We start from the raw sequence: 20,388 nt of genomic DNA on the forward strand, positions 1-20,388 counted from the left end.
GCCTAGAGGCGGGTCGCCCGAATGGAGACCTGTGGCAGCGCCATCTCGTGCTGGGCCGCCACCAGTTGCAGCTCGTAGGCCCCCGCCAGCCAGGTGCGAGCCAGCACGGCATCCACGCTGGCGTTGGTAAGCTCGAACGCCGCTACCGGGGTACAACCGGCCAGCAGATTGGCCAGCAGGGTGGCGCTCAGCAGATCCCCCACCCCGATGGGATGGCGAGCAAAAGGGTAGAGCGGGCGGGAGAGGTGAAAGGTCCCCTCATCGCACACCAGCAGCATCTCGAAGCGGTCCATGGCAAAACCGGCCTTGCCCAGATGCTTGACCATCACCAGCTTGACCCCTTGCGCGCGCAGCTGCTGGCACGCCTCGATGGCCTCCGGCACATTGCGGATATCGCGGCCGGTGAGCTGTTCCAGCTCCAGCAGATTGGGGGCCAGCATATCGGCGCAGGCCAGTGCCCTGGTTTTCAGAAAATCGGCGACGCCGGGTGCCACTATGCACCCCTTGTCGGGGTGACCCATCACGGGGTCACAAAAGTAGAGGGCGGCCGGATTGAGCGCCTTTAGCCGAGCCATCGCCGCCAGGATCTCCTCCCCCTGTTCGGCTGAGCCGAGGTAGCCGCTCAGCAGCGCATCGCACTCGGCCAGCACACCGATCTCCGCCAGGCCGTTTACCAGCTGACGGATATGGCCGCCGGGCATCACCATCCCCTGCCAGCCTTCGCGGTATTGGGTGTGGTTGGAGAACTGCACCGTGTTCATCGGCCACACCTCGATCCCGAGGCGACGCATGGGAAAAACGGCGGCGCTGTTGCCGGCACAGCCAAAGACTACGTGGGATTGAATGGAGAGCACTCGCTTCATGATTGGCGACTCACGCAATAAGAACAGGAATTCCGGAGGGAAAAACGGGCCTTGCGGCCCGTTGTTGTCACTTTCGACTGTTGTCACTGTCGATTAACGCAGCACCTTGACGGTGTAGCTGCCATCGGCCTGACGATAGAGGCCGTGGATGTCGGTCTCGAAACCCGGGTAGTGGGCACCGATCTCGCACAGCATCTCGAGGAACTCGAGCACCGGCAGAGAATCCTGGGTCACCATCTCGCCCGGCAGTACCAACGGAACTCCCGGCGGGTACGGCAGGATCATGTTGGCGCTGATGCGGTCAACCATGTCACGCAGCGGCACTTCCACCACGTTGCCGGCCAGCTCCTGCTGCCATGCGGCGTGCGGAGTCATCTTCATCTCCGGCAGTACGTCGAACGCCTTGAACATCAGCTCCGGCAGACGGTACTTGCTGGTCAGCTCGTGAATGCGCTGGGCCAGCTCCTGGATACGCATCCCTTCGTAGAAGCTCGGGTCTTCACGATAGAGGCTCGGCAGGATGCTCTTGATGGTCAGGTTCAGGTCGTAGCCGCGCTTGAACTCGGTCAGGGCGCGCAGCAGCTGCATCGCCTTGGACTGATCGATACCGATGGAGAAGAGGAACAGCATGTTGTAAGGGCCGGTCTTCTCGACCACGATGCCGCGTTCGTCCAGGAACTTGGAGACCAGAGAGGCAGGGATGCCCTTCTCCAGCAGCTGGCCGTCACGACCCATACCCGGAGTCAGCAGGGTGACCTTGATCGGATCCAGGTACATGTGGTTGTCATCGATGTCCTTGAAGCCGTGCCAGTCATCTTTCGGATCCAGCTTCCAGCACTCGACGGTGTCGATGTTGTCCGGCTGCCATACGTCGAAGAACCAGCCTTCGCTCTGATCACGCAGACGCTTGATCTCTTTGCGGAAGGAGATGGCGCGATCGATGGAGTCCTTGATCAGACGCTTGCCGGTGTTGCCACGCATCATGGCAGCGGAGATCTCGGTCGATGCCACGATGCCGTACTGCGGCGAGGTGGAGGTGTGCATCATGAAGGCTTCGTTGAAGGTCTCTTCCTCCACGTCACCCTTGATGTGGATCATCGAGGCCTGGGAGAAGGCCGCCAGCAGCTTGTGGGTGGACTGGGTTTCGTAGAACACCTTGCCCGGCATCGCTTCACCGCTCATGCCGCACTTGCCTTCATAGATCGGGCTGAAGTTGGTGTAAGGCACCCAGGCACTGTCGAAGTGGATGTAAGGGGTATCCAGACTCTCCTTGATGAAGCCGGTGTTGTAGAGCAGGCCATCATAGGTGGAGTTGGTGACGACGGCGTAACGGGGAGCCTGGGCACCCGGTGTCGCGGCAACCTTGGCGGCGATGGTGTCGCGGCTGAATTCGCTCTGCGGGATACCGCCCAGAATGCCGTAGGCGTTGCGGGTCGGACGGAAGTAGATCGGGGTCACGTCGTTCATCATCATCAGGTGAGTGAGCGACTTGTGGCAGTTGCGGTCAACCAGCACAGTGCTGCCTGCTGGCGCGGAGAACATGCCGACGATCTTGTTGGCAGTGGAGGTGCCGTTGGTGACGATATAGGAGCGATCGGCGTTGAAGGTACGGGCAATGTACTCTTCGGCTTCCTTGTGCGGACCTGAGTGATCCAGCAGGGAGCCCAGCTCCGGCATGGAGATGGAGACGTCAGCCTTGAACGCGTTCGGGCCGTAGAAGTCATAGAAGATGCTGCCGGCCGGGCTCATCTGGAAGGCGGTACCGCCCATGTGACCCGGAGTACAGAAGGTGTATTTACCCTCTTCCACGTACTTGAACAGCGCCTTGGTGAACGGCGGCAGGATGGCGTCCTGATACTCCTGAGTGGCCTGACCCATCTTGAGGGCGATGTCATCGGCCATGCCGAGACGGTACTCGAAGAAGTGCACGTTCAGACGCAGGTCGGTCAGGTGAATATCGAGGGTGGACTGGTCGTTGGCGAAGGCGAAGATCGGCAGCTTCTCGTTGCGATCGTGGATCTCCTTGCACAGGCCCAGAGAGTATTTGTCCCAGTCGAAGATGGCGCCGCAAACGCGGGGGTTCTTCTCGATCAGTTTCAGCAGGTCGGCCACATCGACCGGATAAACAACCTCGAAACCCTTGCGCTCGAGGGAGGCTTGCAGCTGGCGAATGGGTTCTTCTTTAAAGAAAACGCCCAGGTGGTTGAGGATGGCAATGATATTCATCGTAATGCTCCACACGTAAAGGGGCGCTCTCCATCAGGGATGGTGAGTGAAGAGCGCTTGGAAGATAAAAGGGGGAATTAGTTGCTGGGTTGTTCGCTCAGCAGGGCGTCGTGCTGACGCAGACCCTGTTTTTTGGCGTAGAACATCAGGATGATGAGCGACACCACGAAGGTAGCTGTGAGGTTGGAACCCTTGGCGCCCATCAGGGCCACCAGACAGAAGACGCAAGCCACACCGGAGAAGATCATCGCGCCGATGCTGCGGGAGGTCATGCCCTCGAAGCGGATCAGGTTAATGCTGGAGTAGAAGTAGGGCAGCATGGTCAGCAGCACTGCATCTGTGGTCAGCACGTTGAAGAGATCGGCAGCATGAGCGGACTGGGAGGTGAAGGCGGTCAGGCCAACCATCAGGGCAGTCATCTTGAGGGAGCCCAGGATCAGACCCTTCTTGGCTACGCCGTTCTTGTCCACTTCGCCATAGATTTTCGGGAAGTTGCCGTCGTTGGCGGCACGCTTGCCCGCCTCGCCCACCAGCATCATCCAGGAGCCCAGCGAGGTGAAGCAGGCCAGGGCGGTGAAGGCAGAGACAAACGGTGCAGACCAGCTACCGAAGATGGCGGAAGAGGCCATGGCAAACGGGGCGCCGGAGGCTGCCACTTCACCGGCCGGGAACATGCCGCTGATCACCTGGGTAGAGAGGATGTAGATAACACCCGCGATACCGGTACCCAGCATGGTAGCGAGCGGTACGGTGCGCTTGGGGTTCTTCACCATGCCGGAAGAGACGGCGGCAGATTCAACACCGACGAAGGACCAGAGGCAGATCAGCACGGCGCTGATGACCGCATGCAGGTCGCTGCCGCTGGTAGTGTTCCAGTTCTGGCTGTAGACGGTGGCATCAAAATGACCCCAACCCATCACCGCAGTACCGACAACCGGCAGCAGGATCAGCACCAGACCCAGGGTACAAAGTCGGCTCACCCAGCTGCCGCCAAGCAGGTTGACGAAGGTGAAGATCCAGACGGCAGCGATGGTGGCTGCGGCGGCCGGAATTGGGCTGTTGAGAATGGGGAAGAAGACCGAGAGGTAGGAGACGCCGGTAATGGCGATGGCCAGGTTACCGATCCAGTTGGCGTGGTAATAAAGCACACCGGTCTGGAAACCGAACACCGGAGAGATCTCGCCAGCGTAAGCAATGGGGCCACCCTCTTGCGGGTTCTTGGTAGCCAGGCGGGCGAAGACAAAGGCGAGGCCCATGGCGCCTACCAGACAGATTGCCCAGCTAAAGACAGAGATGGAGCCGATGGTGGCCAGTGCCGAAGGCAGCAGCGCAATACCACTCCCCATCATGTTGCCGGCCACCACACCTGTACAGGCGATAAGGCCAATCTTCTTGCTCGTATCTAGGGACATAAGATCTCCGGTTCTATAAAAGGTCGGGTCGTCACATACACATTTGGCGGAACGCCCCGCCAAAGAATGGGCACAGACTAGGCCTCTCATCCCCGGAAAACATAAAGACCAGCTAACGGATAAAAATATGAGCCAACTTTTTTCGCTGTCTCATCGATTTTGATAAAAACCATTTAAAAACAGTAAATTGACATCACATCACACAGCCATCTTGATAAAACCTTGATATCCTTCCGCCCAATTTTTTCCCCTTGATAACCCCCTTATCTCGCCGTCTTGATATTTTTGGCCAGATAAACCCGGGATAAAGCAGCTTCCATTGCGCCCCCTCCCCTTGCGGCCATTTGGAAGCCCTGCTGATCATCACCCTGAGTGGCCGCTCACCTCCTGCTTTCCCCTTCGCTCGGCTCATCACAATCCAAACTCAGAGGTAAAGCGCAACGGCGATAACCGGTCAGCAATGAGAAATGGGTCGTGACGGACAGCTTATCCCGCCGCCAACCATGAGCAGATGTCAGAAGCTGCGTGCGCGGCGTGAAGCCGAACAAACGCGAGTGCAGCGAATGCCGCGGGCAAGACAAAGGCAGATGTAGATAGTGGGGAGCTGCGGGGGATAAATCGGGCCGTACCAGAGCGGCTATCCCCGGTGGCAAAGAAGCAGATTGAGACGAGCAGAAACAGCACAGGCCGCCCGAAGGCAGCCTGTGGATGAGGTCGGCAACCGCACCGACCGGGGGAAAACCAACACTGCGGTGTTAGAAGAGCTTCACCTTGCTCTGGCCCAGCGCATTGAACAGAGCCGGGGTGAGGCTCTCCATATTGCTGTAGAAACCGAGCTGCTGGCAGAGCAGATAGGTCTGCTCGGTCGCCTCCATCAGGAAGGCCTGACTGTAGGCATCACCCGCCGCCTCGGGGCGACCGTCCAGCTCCGCCAGCTTGCCCTGCAGTATGTAGTAGAGCACCGAGCGGCCGCGACTCGCCGCCTTCTCCAGCAGATAGTTGGCCTGCTGTTGCTGGCCGTTGAGGATCGCCTGCAGGGTCAACGCCTCCCACACCCGGGCTGGCAGGGCGCCGCTGTTTTGCACCACGCTGGCGAGATGGGTGCCAATCCCCTGCAGCCGCTCGCTCTCGGATTTGCCCGCAAGGGTGGCCAGCGCCTCGCCCGCCAGATAGCGCTCCGCCAACAGCAGCGGCTGATCCGGATGGGCAATCAGCGCCTGCTCCAGCAGATCGATGCCGCGCTTGAGGGCGACCGGATCCCGGCTGTTGATGTAGTACTGCGCCTCCATCATCGCCATCAGGGAGGCATCATCGGTCGGCCAGCCCATCCCCGGCTCGGCATCGGGTTGGTCGAGGGCGCGCAGCAGATCCTGGCTGCTCGCCTGCAACACGCCGTGCACACTGTGGCGACTGAGCTGGTACTGATGGCTGAACAGCACCCGGTTGGTGTTGATATTGCGATACTCCAGATCGAGATAGGTGCCGCGGGGCTGGCGGGTGACCCGCACACTCAGCTCCTTGCCGGGCATGATGCCCCCCATCAGAGTGGTGGCTCCGTACTGCACCCGCAGCGGCGTAGCCACCGCCACCTCTCCCATCAGGGCGCGGGTAATGCCATCGGCGAGGCGCACGTTCTCGTTGTTGTCATCCATGCCGGAGTGGAAGCGGAACACCAGCAGATTGGGATCCAGCATGGCATGCACCTGGGGGCTGGTGTGCTGGTAGCTGAGCATGCTGACAATGGCGATCAGCACGATGGCAACGAAGATATCGAAACTCACCATCTTCCAGCGGCTGCGGGCATCCTTGGCATGGGTGGAGATGGCGCGGGTCAGGGGCCCGGCGGGAAAAGGGGCGACATTGGGCAGAGCATCATCGTCGTTATCAGCCGTGGGCGGGCTCAGATCAGAGAGAGTCGGGTTGACCGCGGACGCGGGCTGCTCGTCCGCCATCACCACAGCAACCACCTGCTGCGGCCGCACCGGCGCCACCAGCTTGTAGCCGCGCTTGGGTACGGTGACGATATAGTCGGTCGCATCGGTGCGACCATCTTTGAGGATCTTGCGCAGTTCAAAGATGGACTGGGTCACTACCTGATCGGTCACCTCGGCGCCATCCCACACCTCGTTGATCAGGGCGTCGCGGCCAAACACGGTGCCGGCATTGCGGGCCAGAAACCGCAACAGGTTGACCAGCCGGGGTTCGAGGTAGACCTCGCGGTCGGGACGACAGAGCGTGTTGTCGTCAACGCTCAGGGTCCAGTCATGGATCTCAAAAACCGATTCGCTCATGATTCACTCGCAGCAGATGGAGACAATGCTCGATGAGAGTGACGCAGGACCTGGGCTGACTGAACGGAACGAAGCGCTGTCACGCAAGGGCGACAGAGAAGAAGAGAACCGAAGCAGTAACATCTCTGTGAGCCAGTCTGGCCAGGCCATCCTGTTGACGTCTGAAGGGCATCCTTGCGGGCATTCCGACCACCGGGATCGGAAGGGATCACTTTAAGCAAAACGGGAGCTGGATCCCACTTTTTTTGGCTATAAATCGCCGTTGAGTTGATCCGACACCGCACTTTTCGGCAAATAGCGTGCCAACCAGTATTCATATGAACATCCCATATGCCGGAATCAAAAAGCCCTGAACATCAGGGCTTTCTCATTTCTTCGACCATCGGGGAGACGTTACTTCGCCAGCGGGAGCGCATCCTGCTGACGACTGCGGCGCAGATGACGCCGCCACAACGAGAAGCCGCCGTAGCCAAGACTCAGCGCCACCGCATAGAGCACCTGAGTGGCGAGGGCCACCAGCACCAGAGCACAGAGCAGCACGCTCACCCCCGCCAGCCCCTTGCCCACACCGCCAAGCAGACGCCAGCCCGCCGCCATGCAGAGCAGGTAGACCAGCACGAAGTTGCCGTTGGCGTAGCGGATCAGCTCATCAAGGGGCAGTCGCAGCCAGATGATCAGGGTGATGCAGAGCAGACAGATAGCGAGCACCAGAGTGAGCGCCCGCAGCGGTGCGCCGCGGGCTGTGAGCACGGCCAGCGAAGCGGGCAGCTTGCCTTCCCGCGCCATGCTCCAGATCAGCCGGGCAAAGCCCTGAATGTAGATGTTGATGCTGGCAAAGCAGGAGAGGTAGCCGAGCACCGCCACCAGCCACTTGGCGGTGGGGCCGAACAACAGCGCCAGCAGGGAGGGGATGGCAGTGGCGTTTTTCGCCTCATCGCCGTAGAGGCCATATTTGAGCACCACCAGCGAGTGGATCCAGTAGATAAGCCCCGCCAGCAGCACCCCACCAAGCAGGGCGATGGGGTAGTCCCGCTCCGGCCGCTTGAACTCCTCCCCCATGTGGGCGAAGGCTTCCAGCCCGACGAAACACCAGAACATTACCGCCAGCGCAGTGGCCATGGCGGGCCACTCATCCGCGCTCGGTAGCGGCCGGGCCGCATCGCGCCAGCTCACCTCCCCCTTGAACCAGATCAGCAGGGTCAGCCCCAGAATGGCGAGCGCTATCAACAGTTGCAGGTTGCCGGAGGAGCGCGCCCCGCGCAGCCCCAGCAGAAAGACCCCGAGCAGGGTGAGCAACTGGATGGCCCAAAGGGTCCACTCCCCCATCTCGAACAGGGCGTGCCAGAAGCCGGCGGCAATCATCAGGGCGGCGGGCAGCCCCACCGGCAGCACAGCCAGAAACAGGAAGGCGGAGAAGCGCTCGGCGCCGTTGCCAAAGGCGAGGCCAATCAGGTGCGGCGCACCGCCCGCATGGGGATAGCGACGGCCGAGGCGAGCGAAGGTAAAGGCGATGGGCAGCACCAGCGCAATCAGCAGCAACCAGGCCCAGAGCGAGGCCCCGCCCGCCAGCGAGGCGGCGGTCGCCGGTACCACGAAGATCCCGGTGCCGAGCAGCGAGGTGGCGAGCAGCCCCATCCCCTGCCAGAGCCCGAGATCCTTTTTCAACCCAGACATATCCTTTTGTCCCGACTAGAAAAACATCCCGCCATGTTAGGCCTGCTCCGCCCCTTTGTTAAGCACGATGGTTAAGCGCGGCGGCGAGAATATGCAGCCTTTTATTCAGGCTCGGGCTCAGCTTGCAGGGATTCGGCCAGAAAATCCCCCAACAGGGTGATCTTGAGTACCTGCCGCCGCGCCGCCGGATAGATGAAGTAGAGGGTCTTGGCCGGGCTCTGATAGCGGCCAAGCAGCGGCAGCAAACGCCCCGCAGCGATATGGTCACTCACCTGTTCGGCTGGCTGCAAGGTGATGCCAGCCCCCGAGAGCGCCGCCGTCAGCAGCGCCGGCCAGTGGTTGATGCGCAGGCGCGAGGCGACCCGCACCTCCTCGCTCTGGCCATCCTCGCCAACAAATTGCCAACGCTCGTGCTCCCCCCAGTTGCCGTGCAGGCACTGGTGGCGAGCGAGATCGGCCGGATGACGGGGTACGCCGTGGCGATTGAGGTAGTCAGGGGCAGCGCAGAGGCGGTAGTGCTGGGTCAGCAGCGGACGGGCAATGAGTGCCTCATCCTGCGGGCGCAGGGTGCGGATGGCGGCATCGAATCCCTCCTCCACCAGATCAACCCAGCGTGGGGTGAGCTGCAGATCCAGATCCAGCTTGGGGTAGCGGTCGAGAAAAGCGGGCAGCAGCGGCACCAGCCGGTGGTGGCCAAAGCTGAGGGGAGCGGCGATGCGCAGCCGTCCGGCCGGCTCGGCCAGCAGGTTCTGGGTGAGCGACTCGGTCAGTGCCAGCTCCTCCAGCACCCGCTGGCAGCGAGCCAAAAACAGCTGGCCCAGTTCGGTGAGAGTCTGCTGGCGGGTGGTCTTGTGAAACAGCTTGCCCCCCAGCCACTGCTCCAACCCCAACACATGCTTGCCCACCATCTGGGCGCTGATCCCCTCTTCGCTCGCCACCGCGCTGTAGGAGCCGAGATCCACCACCCGGGTGAAGATACGCATGCTGGTCAATCGGTCCACAACCCCTCCTTTTTGCCCGTTTCAAGGCCGTTTGGCCCGCGACCAGGGCCCTGATTCACAACCAAAAGTTTAGTAAGAAATGGATTTTAGCCAATTTATTCAGCTTTTAGTTACCAATACAGTGATGCCGTCCCTTCCCCACAGGATAAATTCCCATGAAAAGCACCTATCTGGCCGCCCTGCTGGTCGGTCTGCTGGCTACCGGTGTCAGTCAGGCTGCCGAGAGCAGTTTTATCAGCAACCACGACCATGCCCCTGCCTCAGCAACTCAGGCCCGGCCCGATATCTTTCGGGTCAGCCTGCTCGGCACCGGCACTCCGGTGCCCCAGATCAGCCGAGGCGGCTACAGCACTCTGGTCGAGGCGGGCAACCAGAAGCTGGTGTTCGATTTTGGCCGCAACTCCGCCACTCGCCTGTGGCAGCTGCATATCCCCATCGGCCGGGTCAACGCCTTCTTCCTTACCCACTTTCACTCAGACCACACCAACGGGCTGGCGGATCTCTGGCTGACCGGCTGGCTGCAACCGGCCTATGGCCAGCGCCACGCGCCGATGGAACTCTACGGCCCCAAAGGCACCACAGCTCTCGCCCGTGGCTTGCAGCAGGCCTACGCCACCGACATCGCCACCCGGGTCAAGGATGAGGGAACGCCGCTGGACGGGGTGGAGATCAACAGCCACGAGGTCACCGCCGGGGTGGTCTACAACCATGACGGGGTCAAGGTAACCGCCTTTGACAACGACCACGGGGTCAACATCAAGCCGTCATTCGGCTATCGCATCGACTACCACGGCCACAGCGTGGTGCTCTCCGGCGATACCCGCTACAGCCCCGAAGTAGTGAAGCAGGCCAAAGGGGCCGATCTGCTGGTGCACTGCGTCTCCATGACCTCTGCCGAGCAGATGAAGGCCAACCCCGGCTACAAGGCGATCGCCGGTCACCTCGCCTCCCCCGAGCAGGCGGCCCGGGTAATGAACGAAGCCAAACCGGCGCTGACCGTGTTCAGCCATATCGGCCTCAACGGCAAGATCAGGGTGAAGGATCTGGCGCAGGATCTGCGCGCCCGCTACTCGGGCACCTTTGTCCTCGGCAACGACCTGATGCAGATTGATCTGCCCACCACGGCCTCTGGCAAGGGCTATGCCCTCTGGCAGTCGGAGAATATCGACAATAAATAGCTGGCACGGATGCCGGTCAGCCATGGCTGGCATCCGCAATCGACACCGGGGGCTATCTTTAAGGGGTGTTTGACCACAAGGAGTTATCTCTATGAGCCTGAAATGGAAGCACCTCGCCCTGGCCACTCTTCCCCTGCTCGGCATGTCGGCCGCTCAGGCGGTGGTGTTGACCAGCCTTGAATGGCCCCCTTACACCAGCGCCAGCCTGCCTGAACAGGGCAAGAGCAGTCGGGTGGTGACCGCAGCCTTTGCCCTGGCTGGCGACCCGCTGACCATCAAGTTCTATCCCTGGCAACGGGCCGTGGACGAGGCGACCAACAACCCAGAGGTGCTGGGTTATTTCCCCGAGTATCTCGACCCCAAGAGCAGTTGCCTCTTCTCCGACCCCATAGGTAACGGCCCCCTCGGCTTTGCCCAGCGAGCCGATCAGCCGATCACCTGGCAGAGCCTTGATGACCTCAAGGGCAAGAAAATTGGTGTTGTCACCGGCTATGTGAATACCACCGAGTTCGACGAAAAAGTGGCCAGCAAGGCGCTCTCGGCTGACGCCACCAGCTCGGACAGCCAGAACCTGCTCAAGCTCGGCAACGGTCGGCTCGATCTGGCGGTCATCGACCAGAATGTGATGACCTATCTGCTGGAGAGCGATCCCCAACTCAAGGACGTTGCCGCCAACCTCGGCTTCAACGGCAAGATCCTCGAGGACAAGTCCCTCCACGTCTGCTTTACCAACTCCGCCAAGGGGAAAGAGGCGCGGGACAAATTCAACAAGGCGCTGGCCAGCGACGAGGTGAAGAAGCTGATGAAATAGCGATACCGCATCCGCTCTGCGCCCCAAACAGCCATAAAAAAAGCCGCCTCTTGCGAGGTAATACAAGTCAGTTAAGAGAATTTGAGTCCCAACCCGCGGGGTATAAGGGCTAACGAGTGAGGGAGGCATGATGCCTCCCTCTTTTATTGCATGCCAGTCAGAGCAAGGGTTGGAGCCAACTTGACTCCTTAATCATGGAGCTACTTTTGATATTCAATATCTCGAATATTTAGTCATAAGAGTGCTTAACTGACTGGCATTACCTCTTGCGAGGCGGCTTCTTCATTCAACTGTCCCGTCCTGAATATGGTTTACACCTTTCCCCGACATAAATGGAGAACCCGATGGGACAAGGTGTGAAACGGACACAGCGCGATTACTCGCTGACTTTTAAATTGGTACTGGTCGAGCAGATTGAAAAAGGCGAGCTCACCTACAAACAGGCTCAGGTGCGTTATGGCATTCAGGGCAGCTCCACCGTTCTGGTATGGTTGCGTAAACATGGTCGGCAAGATTGGAGCCAGGGGGCTTCTGTACGTGCCGGCAGGAACATCACCATGCCTGACCCCGACAACCAGACGCCCGAACAGCGTATCAAAGAGCTCGAGCAACAGCTGGCGCTGATGAGTCAGAAGGCCCAGTTCTTTGAGGCCGTCGTCGATGTACTGAAGAATGACTACGGCGTCTCCATCGTAAAAAAACGACCCGGCAAGTCCTCTCGCAGCGGCAAGTCGAAAGGCTGACCATTGTCAGGGCTTGCCTGTTTCTGGGGATAAGCCGGCAGGCTTACTACAAGCGCAATCGGGTCGCCGACGAGCGCCATGCACAAGGGCTGCAGGTGGTGCGCTTTGTGCGTCAGGTTCGACTGCGACAACCGCGGGTGGGCACTCGCAAGCTGCATTATCTGCTGCAGGGTCAGGAGGATGGCGGGCTCAAGGTAGGGCATGACAGGCTGTTTCGGATATTGGCCGAGCACCGCCTGCTGGTGCAGCCCAGACGTGTAGTGGTCAACTAAATCCGGACACTTGGTTAGGCCGATCTTCGGCTTTTGCTGGCGGCATCCCGTCATTGTGGCAATGTGGACGCCGCCAGTTGTAGTAATCCATCAGGTAATAACTGATATCTCGTTTCGCTTCTCGCAAGCTCATATATCCCATAGCCGGCAGTCACTCTGACTTCAGGCTCCTGAACAGTCGCTCCATCGGGGCGTTATCCCAGCAGTTTCCACGCCGACTCATGCTCTGGGTTATGCGATAACGCCACAGTCGTTGCCGAAATGCCCGGCTACCATATTGGCTGCCCTGGTCGGAGTGAAATAGCACACCGGATGGGCAACCCCGCTGCTGATAGGCCATCACCAGTGCTTTGATGGCCAGCTCTGCATCAGGCTTGTCAGACATCGCCCAGCCCACGACCCGCCGGGTGTGCAGGTCAAGAACCGCTGCCAGGTAATGCCAGCGACCACCGGCCCAGACGTAGGTGATATCGCCACACCACACCTGATTGGGTTGCTGGACATCAAATTCGCGGGCCAGCAGATTGGGTATATTCGGTCGTTCTGACCGTGCCACCTTATAACGTGTGTACGCCCGGCTGTTTGGATGCCAACCCGCCCTCCTTCATCAGCTTACGTACTTTGAATCGACCAATCTGATACCCCAATTCCCGCATCATCGACATCAAGGCACGGCTGCCCGCTGAGTTCCGGCTCGCTTTGAACAACCGGCGCAACTCAAAGCGTTGCTGCATGCGCTCACGGTTAATCGTCCGCCTGCGAGCCAGATAATCGTAAAAACAGAAGGTGGGAACATCGAAAGCGCAGCAGACCAAGGTGATGGGGGCTTGCTCCCTTAATCGGTCTATTCAGCGCGTACGTGTGAACTCGTCCGCCATCAAGAGAGCAGTAGCCTTTTTTAGAATGTCCTTTTCGCGCTCGAGCCGGTTGATGCGGGCTTCCAGCTCCTGAATTTTTTACTGCTCCGGAGTCAGTGCTTTTCCGGTGGGGGTTGTACCACCGCGTTCGGATTGCAGTTGCTGAACCCAGCGGCGCAGTACGGTTTCACCAACGTCCAGTGAACGGCTGGCTTCAGGGACAGAATATCCCTGGTCGAGCACCAGGGATGCGGCTTCGAGTTTGAATTCGGCAGTAAATGAGCGACGTAATCTTGTCATTGGACACCTCAGGTCATGGTGGCGACTGTACCACCTAAAAGGGTCTCCGGGATGATTAGACCACTACAGGATATTTACAACGAGGAGCGACCGCATCATGCGTTGAAATACAGAACCCCCGATGCGGTACATAGGGGGTTCTGAGTGGAGAAATGCTAGTTGAAAATGTGTAAACATATTTCAGGACTAGACATATCTCATCCACATTGATGGTATGACTCAGGGCGAGAGCGGCTCGCGGTGATACTCGGCGCAGCCGCATTCGGGGCAGGTATCGAGCTGCTGGGGATGCAGCACGGTATGGCGCCAGCCACACTGGTCGCACACCATGACCCCGAGCCCCACCCAGTCACCCGCCTCGTAAACACCCTTGTGCTCCAGCTCGTCGGCCAGCTCGCGCCACTCCACCTGGGCGCGGTCGGTCACATCCGCCAGCCAGGACCACGCGGTGTCTTTGAGGGCCAGCATAAAGGCAGACTCTTCCACCTGCGCACTATCGTCATGGCGCCCCTCGTCATAGTTGCCCAGATCCCGCTTCACGTACTCGGCGATGAGCGCCAGTTCGTCCTGAGTGAGGTCGCTGGCCGCCTCCAGATAGGCCTGCACCTTGGCAATCATCCGGTTGAGGCGCTCCCCCTGGAACTCTTCAGTCTCTTGCCACTGCTTTTGCAGCTCGGCAATGAAGGCTTCGTACCCTTTTTGACGTTTGTCCATGGCTCTAACTCCTCTACTAAACCCTGATCTGGCCCGGCTTAAGGCCCAAGGGACGCTGGCGGTTGTTGCCGCCGCAGGATATGGGTATTCTATTGCGATTTCCCAGCTGATTTATCTATTCATTTCACAGATCCGGATGTCACCAATGCAAGAGCAATACGTTCCCCAATCAATCGAACCAGCAGTGCAAAAGCACTGGGATGCCAAGAAAACCTTTAAGGCCGTGGAGAAGGTAGACAAGGAGAAGTTCTACTGCCTGTCCATGTTCCCCTATCCGTCTGGTCGACTACACATGGGGCACGTTCGTAACTACACCATAGGTGATGTGATCTCCCGTTATCAACGCCTCAATGGCAAGAACGTGCTGCAACCCATAGGTTGGGATGCATTCGGTCTGCCGGCCGAGAACGCCGCGATCAAAAACAATACCGCGCCGGCGCCCTGGACCTACGAAAACATCGAATACATGAAGAACCAGCTGAAGATGCTGGGTCTGGGTTATGACTGGGATCGTGAAGTCGCCACCTGCAAACCGGATTACTACCGCTGGGAGCAGTGGTTCTTCACCAAGCTCTACGAGAAGGGTCTGGTCTACAAGAAGACCTCCTCCGTCAACTGGTGCCCGAACGACATGACCGTACTGGCCAACGAGCAGGTGGTCGACAACTGCTGCTGGCGCTGTGACACCCCGGTGGAGCAGAAAGAGATCCCCCAGTGGTTCATCAAGATCACCGACTACGCAGAAGAGCTGCTCAGCGACATCGACAATCTGGAAGGCTGGCCGGAAATGGTCAAGACCATGCAGCGCAACTGGATTGGCCGCTCCGAAGGGGTCAACATCAGCTTTGCCATCGAGGATCAGGCTGAGCAGCTGGAGGTCTACACCACCCGTCCGGACACCTTCATGGGCGTCACCTATGTCGGTATCGCTGCCGGTCACCCGCTGGCGCTGCAAGCAGCCCAGAACAATCCGGAGCTGGCCGCCTTTATCGAAGAGTGCAAGAACACCAAGGTCGCCGAAGCCGAGCTGGCCACCATGGAGAAGAAGGGCATGGCCACCGGCCTCTATGCCATTCACCCGCTGGATGGCCGCAAGGTACCGGTCTGGGTCGCCAACTTCGTGCTGATGAACTACGGCACCGGCGCCGTGATGGCGGTTCCGGCCCACGATCAGCGTGACTTCGAATTCGCCACCAAATATGGACTCGACATCAAGGCGGTCATCAAGCCGGTTGATGGCGACGTCGACGTGAGCGAAGCCGCTTATACCGAGAAGGGCGTGCTGTTCAACTCCGGCGAGTTTGACGGTCTCGACTTTCAGGGCGCCTTCGACGCCATCGCCAGCAAGCTGGAAGGGCTCGGCAAGGGCAAGCGCACCGTCAACTACCGTCTGCGTGACTGGGGTGTCTCCCGTCAGCGTTACTGGGGCGCCCCCATCCCGATGCTGACCCTGGCTGACGGCACCGTGGTGCCGACGCCGGAAGACCAACTGCCGGTGCTGCTGCCGGAAGATGTGGTGATGGATGGTATCCAGAGCCCGATCAAAGCTGATGCCGAGTGGGCCAAGACCACCTACAACGGTCAGGAAGCGTTCCGCGAGACCGATACCTTCGACACCTTTATGGAGTCCTCCTGGTACTACGCGCGCTACTGCTCCCCGGACTACGACAAGGGCATGCTGGATCCGGCGGCTGCCAACCACTGGCTGCCGGTGGATCAGTACATCGGCGGTATCGAGCACGCCTGTATGCACCTGCTCTACGCCCGCTTCTTCCACAAGCTGCTGCGTGACGCGGGTCTGGTCAACAGCGACGAGCCGTTCAAGCGCCTGCTCTGCCAGGGCATGGTGCTGGCTGACGCCTTCTACTACAAAGACGAGAAGGGCGGCAACGTCTGGGTCAGCCCGACCGACGTCAAGGTCGAGCGTGACGAGAAGGGTCGCATCACCAAGGCCATCGACAACGAAGGCCGTGAGGTAATGCACTCCGGCATGACCAAGATGTCCAAGTCCAAGAACAACGGCATCGACCCGCAGCTGATGGTCGAGCGTTACGGCGCCGATACCGTCCGTCTGTTCATGATGTTCGCCTCTCCGGCCGAGATGACCCTGGAGTGGTCCGACTCCGGCGTAGAGGGTGCCCAGCGCTTCCTGCGTCGCCTGTGGCGCGTCACCTTCGAACACGTTTCCGGTGGCGCCGTTGCCGCACTCGATGTAGCTGCTCTCACCAACGAGCAGAAAGCGGTACGCCGTGAACTGCACAAGACCATCGCCAAGGTAAGCGATGACGTGGGTCGCCGTCAGACCTTCAACACCGCCATCGCCGCCATCATGGAGCTGATGAACAATCTCTCCAAGCTGGGCAACGACGAGCAGGACCGCGCCCTGATGCAGGAAGCGCTGGAAGCTGTGGTAGTCATGCTCTACCCCATCACCCCGCACATCGGCTTCGAGCTGTGGAAGATGCTGGGCAAGGGCGACGACATCGATCACGCTGCCTGGCCGGTGGCCGATGAAGTGGCCATGGTCGAAACCGAGAAGCTGGTGGTGGTACAGATCAACGGCAAGATGCGCGGCAAGCTGACCGTGCCAGCCGAGATCAGCCAGGCCGACGTCGAGAAGCTGGCGATGGCCGATGCCTCCGTCCAGAAGTTCACCGACGGGCTGACCGTGCGCAAGGTGATCTATGTACCAGGCAAGCTGCTCAATATTGTCGCTAACTGATCGGTTGCCAACTGATGTCATACCATTTGGCGACCTTGGCTGACTGTGTGGCCACTCATGGGTAACGACGTACCGGCCCATGACAGCTCAACATTGTCGCTAACTAATTGGCTGCCAACTGATCATTGCCAATCTGTAACAGCAAACGGATGATAACGGCGGGCCCTGCGCCCGCCGCTTTCCCTTAATGCAAAGAGGATTTTCTATGGGCACCATCTTCACCCGCTGGATGGCCATCGTGCTGGCAGGTCTGCTGCTGCAAGGCTGCGGCTTTCACATGCGCGGCAACGGCATTCCGAGCGAGCTGATGACCATGAAGGTCGTGGGCGACAACAAGAGCGACTTCTACCGGATGGTTACCACCCGTCTGAAGGCCTCTGGCGTGACCCTGGCCGACAAGGAGGGCATTCCGGTGCTCACTCTGGGCGGCGTAGGCAGCACCAGTCAGGTCGCCTCGGTCAACGCGCTGGGGACGGACACCGAATATGTGCTGGGCTTTGGTACCCAGTTCACCATCTCGGTACCGGGCAAGCCAACTCAGGTCTTCCCCATCAACTTCAACCGCAGCTTCCTCAACAAGCCGGATGCCGCGCTCGCCTCCTCCCGTGAGCAGGAGCAGCTCAACCGAAATGCAGGAGCAGGCGGCCAATCAGGTGATCCGGCAGTTGAGTCAGGTCAGCTTCTGATGCGGATCTACCCGGAGCAATTTGGTGACCACCTCAAAGCAGGGCTTCGGCCCTGCTATCTCGTTTTTGGCGACGAGCCCCTGTTGCGACTGGAGGCCATCGATGCCATCCGTCAGGTCGCCCGCAAGCAGGGTTTCGATGAGCGCCACACCTTCGTGGTGGAACAGGGGCTGGACTGGAATCAGGTCTACGATGCCTGTCAGGCCATGAGCCTCTTCTCCGCCCGCCAGATCATCGAGCTGGAGCTGCCCGCCAAGGTGGACAAGGATCTCGCTGCCCGTATCAGCGAAATCGGCAAACAGCTTCATCCCGACCTGCTGCTGGTGCTGAGTGGCGGTCGCCTCAACCAGACCCAGATGAAGGCAGCCTGGTTCGACAAGCTCTACCAGATTGGCACCTATGTGCCGGTCAACCATCCGGAGCCCAAGTTTTTCCCGCGCTGGATGAGCGCCCGCTTTGCGCGTTTCGGCCTCAAGGCGCTGCCGGATGCCATCAACTTCATGTGCCACTCCTACGAGGGCAACCTGCTGGCCGCCAGCCAGGAGATCGAGAAGCTGACCCTGCTCTCGCCGCCCCAGCCCATCAGCGTCACCTATCTGCAAGAGACCATTATCCGCCACGCCCACTTCACCCCGTTCCAGCTGGTCGATACCCTGTTGGAGGGCAAGGTGAACCGGGCCCAGCGCATTCTGGCCGCCCTGCGGGCCGAAGGCACCGAGCCGGGGATGCTGGCCTGGACCCTTTGCCGCGAGCTGGAGCAGCTGACCGAGCTGTCGCTGGCGATGCGCAACGGCCAGCCGCTGGGGGAGCACTTCAGCCGCCTGCGTATCTGGCAGAGCCGCCAGCAACTGATCCAGCAGGCGCTGACCCGACTTCCGTTTGCCAAGTTGCAACAACTGTGGCAACTGATGGCCCAGCTGGACGATGCCCAGCGCCGCTTCGATACCGAACAGGCGTGGCTGATGCTGCAGACCATTGCCCTCGGCTTTCGTGATGGCACCCCGCTGCCGCTGGTGATGGAGAGCAGCCCGTGCTGAAGGCGCCTGTCGGTTTGCTTGGCGGCACCTTCGACCCCATCCATATCGGCCATCTTCGCCCGGCCATCGAGGCGCGCGATGCCCTCGGGCTGGCCGAGATGCGGCTGATCCCGAACCATATCCCGCCCCACCGTGCCAATCCGTTCTGCTCGAGCGAACAGCGCCTCGCCATTGTCAAGCTGGCGGCAGCGGAGAACCACCACTTTGTGGTGGATGAGCGGGAGCTAAGACGGGACAAGCCCTCTTACACCATCGATACCCTGATCGAGCTGCGTCATGAACTGCCCGATACGCCGCTCTGTTTTCTGATGGGGATGGATTCCCTGCTGAGCCTGCCAAGCTGGCACCGCTGGCAGGAGCTGCTCGACCATGCCCATCTGGTGGTGAGCGTGCGGCCGGGCTGGCAACCGGATTATCCGGCCGAGGTGGCACAGCTGCTGGCGCGCCATCACACCACGGATGCCAACGCGCTGCATCAGCGTCTGGCCGGTCATATCTGGCTGGCGGACAACCAGCCCATCGAACTGTCAGCCACCCGACTGCGGGCCTTGCTGGATGCGGGGCAAGACACCCGCTACCTCTTGCCCGAGTCGGTTGCGCACTATATTGATCAACAGGGGCTCTACCGCGCCAACCGCCGCTAGCCCCTGTCGTAATCCCGCCCCACCCGATGGGAAACGGGAGTGACCATGATATAATCCGCCGCCCTGACGCAAACGCTGCGCGCCGGAATACAGGAGAGACTCATTGCAAGGCCAAGAATTACATGCCTTTATCATCGACAAGATCGATGACATGAAAGGCCGCGACATCATCACCCTCGATGTACGCGGCAAATCCAGCATTACTGACACCATGATCATCTGTTCCGGCAACTCCAGTCGTCACGTCAGCGCCATTGCCCACCATCTGGCCAGCGAGGCCCGCCACGCGGGTCTGGATCTGCTGAGCGTGGAAGGGCAACTGAGCGGTGAATGGGTGCTGGTAGATATGGGCTCGGTGATCGTGCATGTGATGCAGGATGAACATCGTGACTTCTACCAACTGGAAAAGCTGTGGAGCGGTGCCGCTCAAATGAATACGCAATAAGAGCACAAGTGTAACGACCATGAAGATCCAGTTGATTGCGGTGGGCACCAAGATGCCCGCCTGGGTAGAGCATGGCTTCGAAGAGTATCGTCGCCGCTTCCCCAAAGACATGCCGTTTGAACTCGTCGAGATCGGCGCAGGCAAACGAGGCAAAAATGCCGACATTCCCCGCATCCTGCTGAAGGAAGGGGAAGCCATGCTGGCGGCTGCGGGGCGCTCACGCATCGTCACCCTCGACATTCCGGGCAAGCCCTGGACCACGGAGCAGCTGGCGACCCAGCTGGAGGCGTGGAAACTCGATGGCCGTGACGTTGCTCTGCTGGTAGGCGGGCCGGAAGGCTTGTCCCCCGAGTGCAAGGCTGCCGCCGAACAGAGCTGGTCACTGTCACCGCTCACCCTGCCCCATCCGCTGGTGCGGGTGCTGGTGGCAGAGAGCCTCTATCGGGCCTGGAGCATCACCACCAATCATCCGTATCATAGAGAGTGAGCCATGCGTCTCTGGAGTCTCACCT

The 20,388-nt window shown here is 60.0% G+C and carries 14 protein-coding genes and 4 pseudogenes; 10 read left to right on the forward strand and 8 right to left on the reverse strand.

From position 1 onward, the window contains the following. Positions 1–2: 2 nt before the first annotated feature. The 6 genes from pdxY to ACTG2O_RS20345 all read right to left on the reverse strand — a co-directional run bounded on the left by pdxY (position 3) and on the right by ACTG2O_RS20345 (position 9,467). Positions 3–863, reverse strand: coding sequence for a pyridoxal kinase PdxY (pdxY, locus tag ACTG2O_RS20320; RefSeq protein ID WP_439976556.1), 861 nt, complete (start codon positions 861–863; stop codon positions 3–5). Positions 864–956: 93 nt separating this feature from the next. Further along, entirely contained in the window at positions 957–3,089 is a 2,133-nt protein-coding gene (locus tag ACTG2O_RS20325) for a lysine decarboxylase CadA (RefSeq protein ID WP_157161219.1), read from the reverse strand. A gap of 77 nt (positions 3,090–3,166) precedes the next feature. Next, positions 3,167–4,501 carry a cadaverine/lysine antiporter gene (gene cadB, locus ACTG2O_RS20330; RefSeq protein WP_005338486.1) on the reverse strand — a complete coding sequence of 445 codons (1,335 nt, stop codon included), beginning with the start codon at positions 4,499–4,501 and terminating at the stop codon, positions 3,167–3,169. 755 nt (positions 4,502–5,256) lie between these two features. Then, a complete protein-coding gene (gene cadC, locus ACTG2O_RS20335) occupies positions 5,257–6,792 on the reverse strand; it encodes a lysine decarboxylation/transport transcriptional activator CadC (RefSeq protein ID WP_439976557.1) in 1,536 nt (511 codons plus the stop codon). Positions 6,793–7,185: 393 nt separating this feature from the next. Beyond that, a complete protein-coding gene (yjeH, locus tag ACTG2O_RS20340; protein WP_439976558.1) occupies positions 7,186–8,466 on the reverse strand; it encodes an L-methionine/branched-chain amino acid transporter in 1,281 nt (426 codons plus the stop codon). A 101-nt stretch (positions 8,467–8,567) separates the two neighbouring features. Then, positions 8,568–9,467 (reverse strand): LysR family transcriptional regulator, encoded by a 900-nt coding sequence (locus ACTG2O_RS20345; RefSeq protein ID WP_236285290.1) that lies wholly within the window; start codon positions 9,465–9,467, stop codon positions 8,568–8,570. A 155-nt stretch (positions 9,468–9,622) separates the two neighbouring features. Between ACTG2O_RS20345 and ACTG2O_RS20350 the strand changes: the two genes are divergently transcribed. The 3 genes and pseudogenes from ACTG2O_RS20350 to ACTG2O_RS20360 form a co-directional block, all read left to right on the forward strand. Next, entirely contained in the window at positions 9,623–10,645 is a 1,023-nt protein-coding gene (locus ACTG2O_RS20350) for an MBL fold metallo-hydrolase (protein ID WP_439976559.1), read from the forward strand. A gap of 91 nt (positions 10,646–10,736) precedes the next feature. Next, on the forward strand, positions 10,737–11,456 hold the full coding sequence (locus tag ACTG2O_RS20355) for a substrate-binding periplasmic protein (RefSeq protein ID WP_236285287.1): 720 nt from the start codon (positions 10,737–10,739) through the stop codon (positions 11,454–11,456). A gap of 344 nt (positions 11,457–11,800) precedes the next feature. Further along, positions 11,801–12,456, forward strand: a pseudogene (locus tag ACTG2O_RS20360) (IS3 family transposase); the annotation flags it as partial. Between the two features lie 7 nt (positions 12,457–12,463). Here the strand turns inward: ACTG2O_RS20360 and ACTG2O_RS20365 are convergent. Then, a pseudogene (locus tag ACTG2O_RS20365) lies at positions 12,464–13,628 on the reverse strand (IS3 family transposase). Between the two features lie 51 nt (positions 13,629–13,679). Here ACTG2O_RS20365 and ACTG2O_RS20370 point away from each other — a divergent pair. Continuing rightward, positions 13,680–13,772 (forward strand): annotated as a pseudogene (locus tag ACTG2O_RS20370) (integrase core domain-containing protein); the annotation flags it as partial. Positions 13,773–13,847: 75 nt separating this feature from the next. On the opposite strand, the gene ACTG2O_RS20375 reads toward ACTG2O_RS20370, so the two are convergent. Beyond that, complete coding sequence (locus ACTG2O_RS20375; RefSeq protein ID WP_005335155.1) at positions 13,848–14,342, reverse strand: zinc ribbon-containing protein; 495 nt, start codon at positions 14,340–14,342, stop codon at positions 13,848–13,850. A 145-nt stretch (positions 14,343–14,487) separates the two neighbouring features. On the opposite strand from ACTG2O_RS20375, the gene leuS reads away from it, so the two are divergent. From leuS to rlmH, 6 genes and pseudogenes are all read left to right on the forward strand, one after another. Beyond that, positions 14,488–17,064, forward strand: a complete 2,577-nt coding sequence (gene leuS / locus ACTG2O_RS20380) for a leucine--tRNA ligase (protein ID WP_439976560.1) — start codon at positions 14,488–14,490, stop codon at positions 17,062–17,064. A gap of 205 nt (positions 17,065–17,269) precedes the next feature. Further along, positions 17,270–17,750: pseudogene (locus ACTG2O_RS20385) on the forward strand (LPS-assembly lipoprotein LptE). Next, positions 17,750–18,787 carry a DNA polymerase III subunit delta gene (gene holA, locus ACTG2O_RS20390; RefSeq protein WP_042054737.1) on the forward strand — a complete coding sequence of 346 codons (1,038 nt, stop codon included), beginning with the start codon at positions 17,750–17,752 and terminating at the stop codon, positions 18,785–18,787. Before ACTG2O_RS20385 ends, holA begins: the two are co-directional and overlap by 1 nt. Continuing rightward, a complete protein-coding gene (gene nadD, locus ACTG2O_RS20395; RefSeq protein ID WP_439976561.1) occupies positions 18,781–19,431 on the forward strand; it encodes a nicotinate-nucleotide adenylyltransferase in 651 nt (216 codons plus the stop codon). Before holA ends, nadD begins: the two co-directional genes overlap by 7 nt. Positions 19,432–19,534: 103 nt before the next feature. Next, on the forward strand, positions 19,535–19,876 hold the full coding sequence (gene rsfS, locus ACTG2O_RS20400; protein ID WP_005335165.1) for a ribosome silencing factor: 342 nt from the start codon (positions 19,535–19,537) through the stop codon (positions 19,874–19,876). A gap of 19 nt (positions 19,877–19,895) precedes the next feature. Then, a complete protein-coding gene (gene rlmH, locus ACTG2O_RS20405; protein WP_236285482.1) occupies positions 19,896–20,363 on the forward strand; it encodes a 23S rRNA (pseudouridine(1915)-N(3))-methyltransferase RlmH in 468 nt (155 codons plus the stop codon). The last annotated feature ends 25 nt before the right edge of the window (positions 20,364–20,388 follow it).

The organism is Aeromonas sp. 61P (assembly GCF_051919545.1).
Lineage (GTDB): Bacteria > Pseudomonadota > Gammaproteobacteria > Enterobacterales > Aeromonadaceae > Aeromonas > Aeromonas veronii.

Coding starts and splice junctions, on each gene's coding strand:
- ACTG2O_RS20325 (WP_157161219.1), bottom strand. CDS start 3,089: ATGAATATCATTGCCATCCTCAACCACCTGGGCGTTTTCTTTAAAGAA.
- ACTG2O_RS20375 (WP_005335155.1), bottom strand. CDS start 14,342: ATGGACAAACGTCAAAAAGGGTACGAAGCCTTCATTGCCGAGCTGCAA.
- leuS (WP_439976560.1), top strand. CDS start 14,488: ATGCAAGAGCAATACGTTCCCCAATCAATCGAACCAGCAGTGCAAAAG.
- cadB (WP_005338486.1), bottom strand. CDS start 4,501: ATGTCCCTAGATACGAGCAAGAAGATTGGCCTTATCGCCTGTACAGGT.
- holA (WP_042054737.1), top strand. CDS start 17,750: ATGCGGATCTACCCGGAGCAATTTGGTGACCACCTCAAAGCAGGGCTT.
- ACTG2O_RS20350 (WP_439976559.1), top strand. CDS start 9,623: ATGAAAAGCACCTATCTGGCCGCCCTGCTGGTCGGTCTGCTGGCTACC.
- cadC (WP_439976557.1), bottom strand. CDS start 6,792: ATGAGCGAATCGGTTTTTGAGATCCATGACTGGACCCTGAGCGTTGAC.
- ACTG2O_RS20355 (WP_236285287.1), top strand. CDS start 10,737: ATGAGCCTGAAATGGAAGCACCTCGCCCTGGCCACTCTTCCCCTGCTC.
- yjeH (WP_439976558.1), bottom strand. CDS start 8,466: ATGTCTGGGTTGAAAAAGGATCTCGGGCTCTGGCAGGGGATGGGGCTG.
- pdxY (WP_439976556.1), bottom strand. CDS start 863: ATGAAGCGAGTGCTCTCCATTCAATCCCACGTAGTCTTTGGCTGTGCC.
- rlmH (WP_236285482.1), top strand. CDS start 19,896: ATGAAGATCCAGTTGATTGCGGTGGGCACCAAGATGCCCGCCTGGGTA.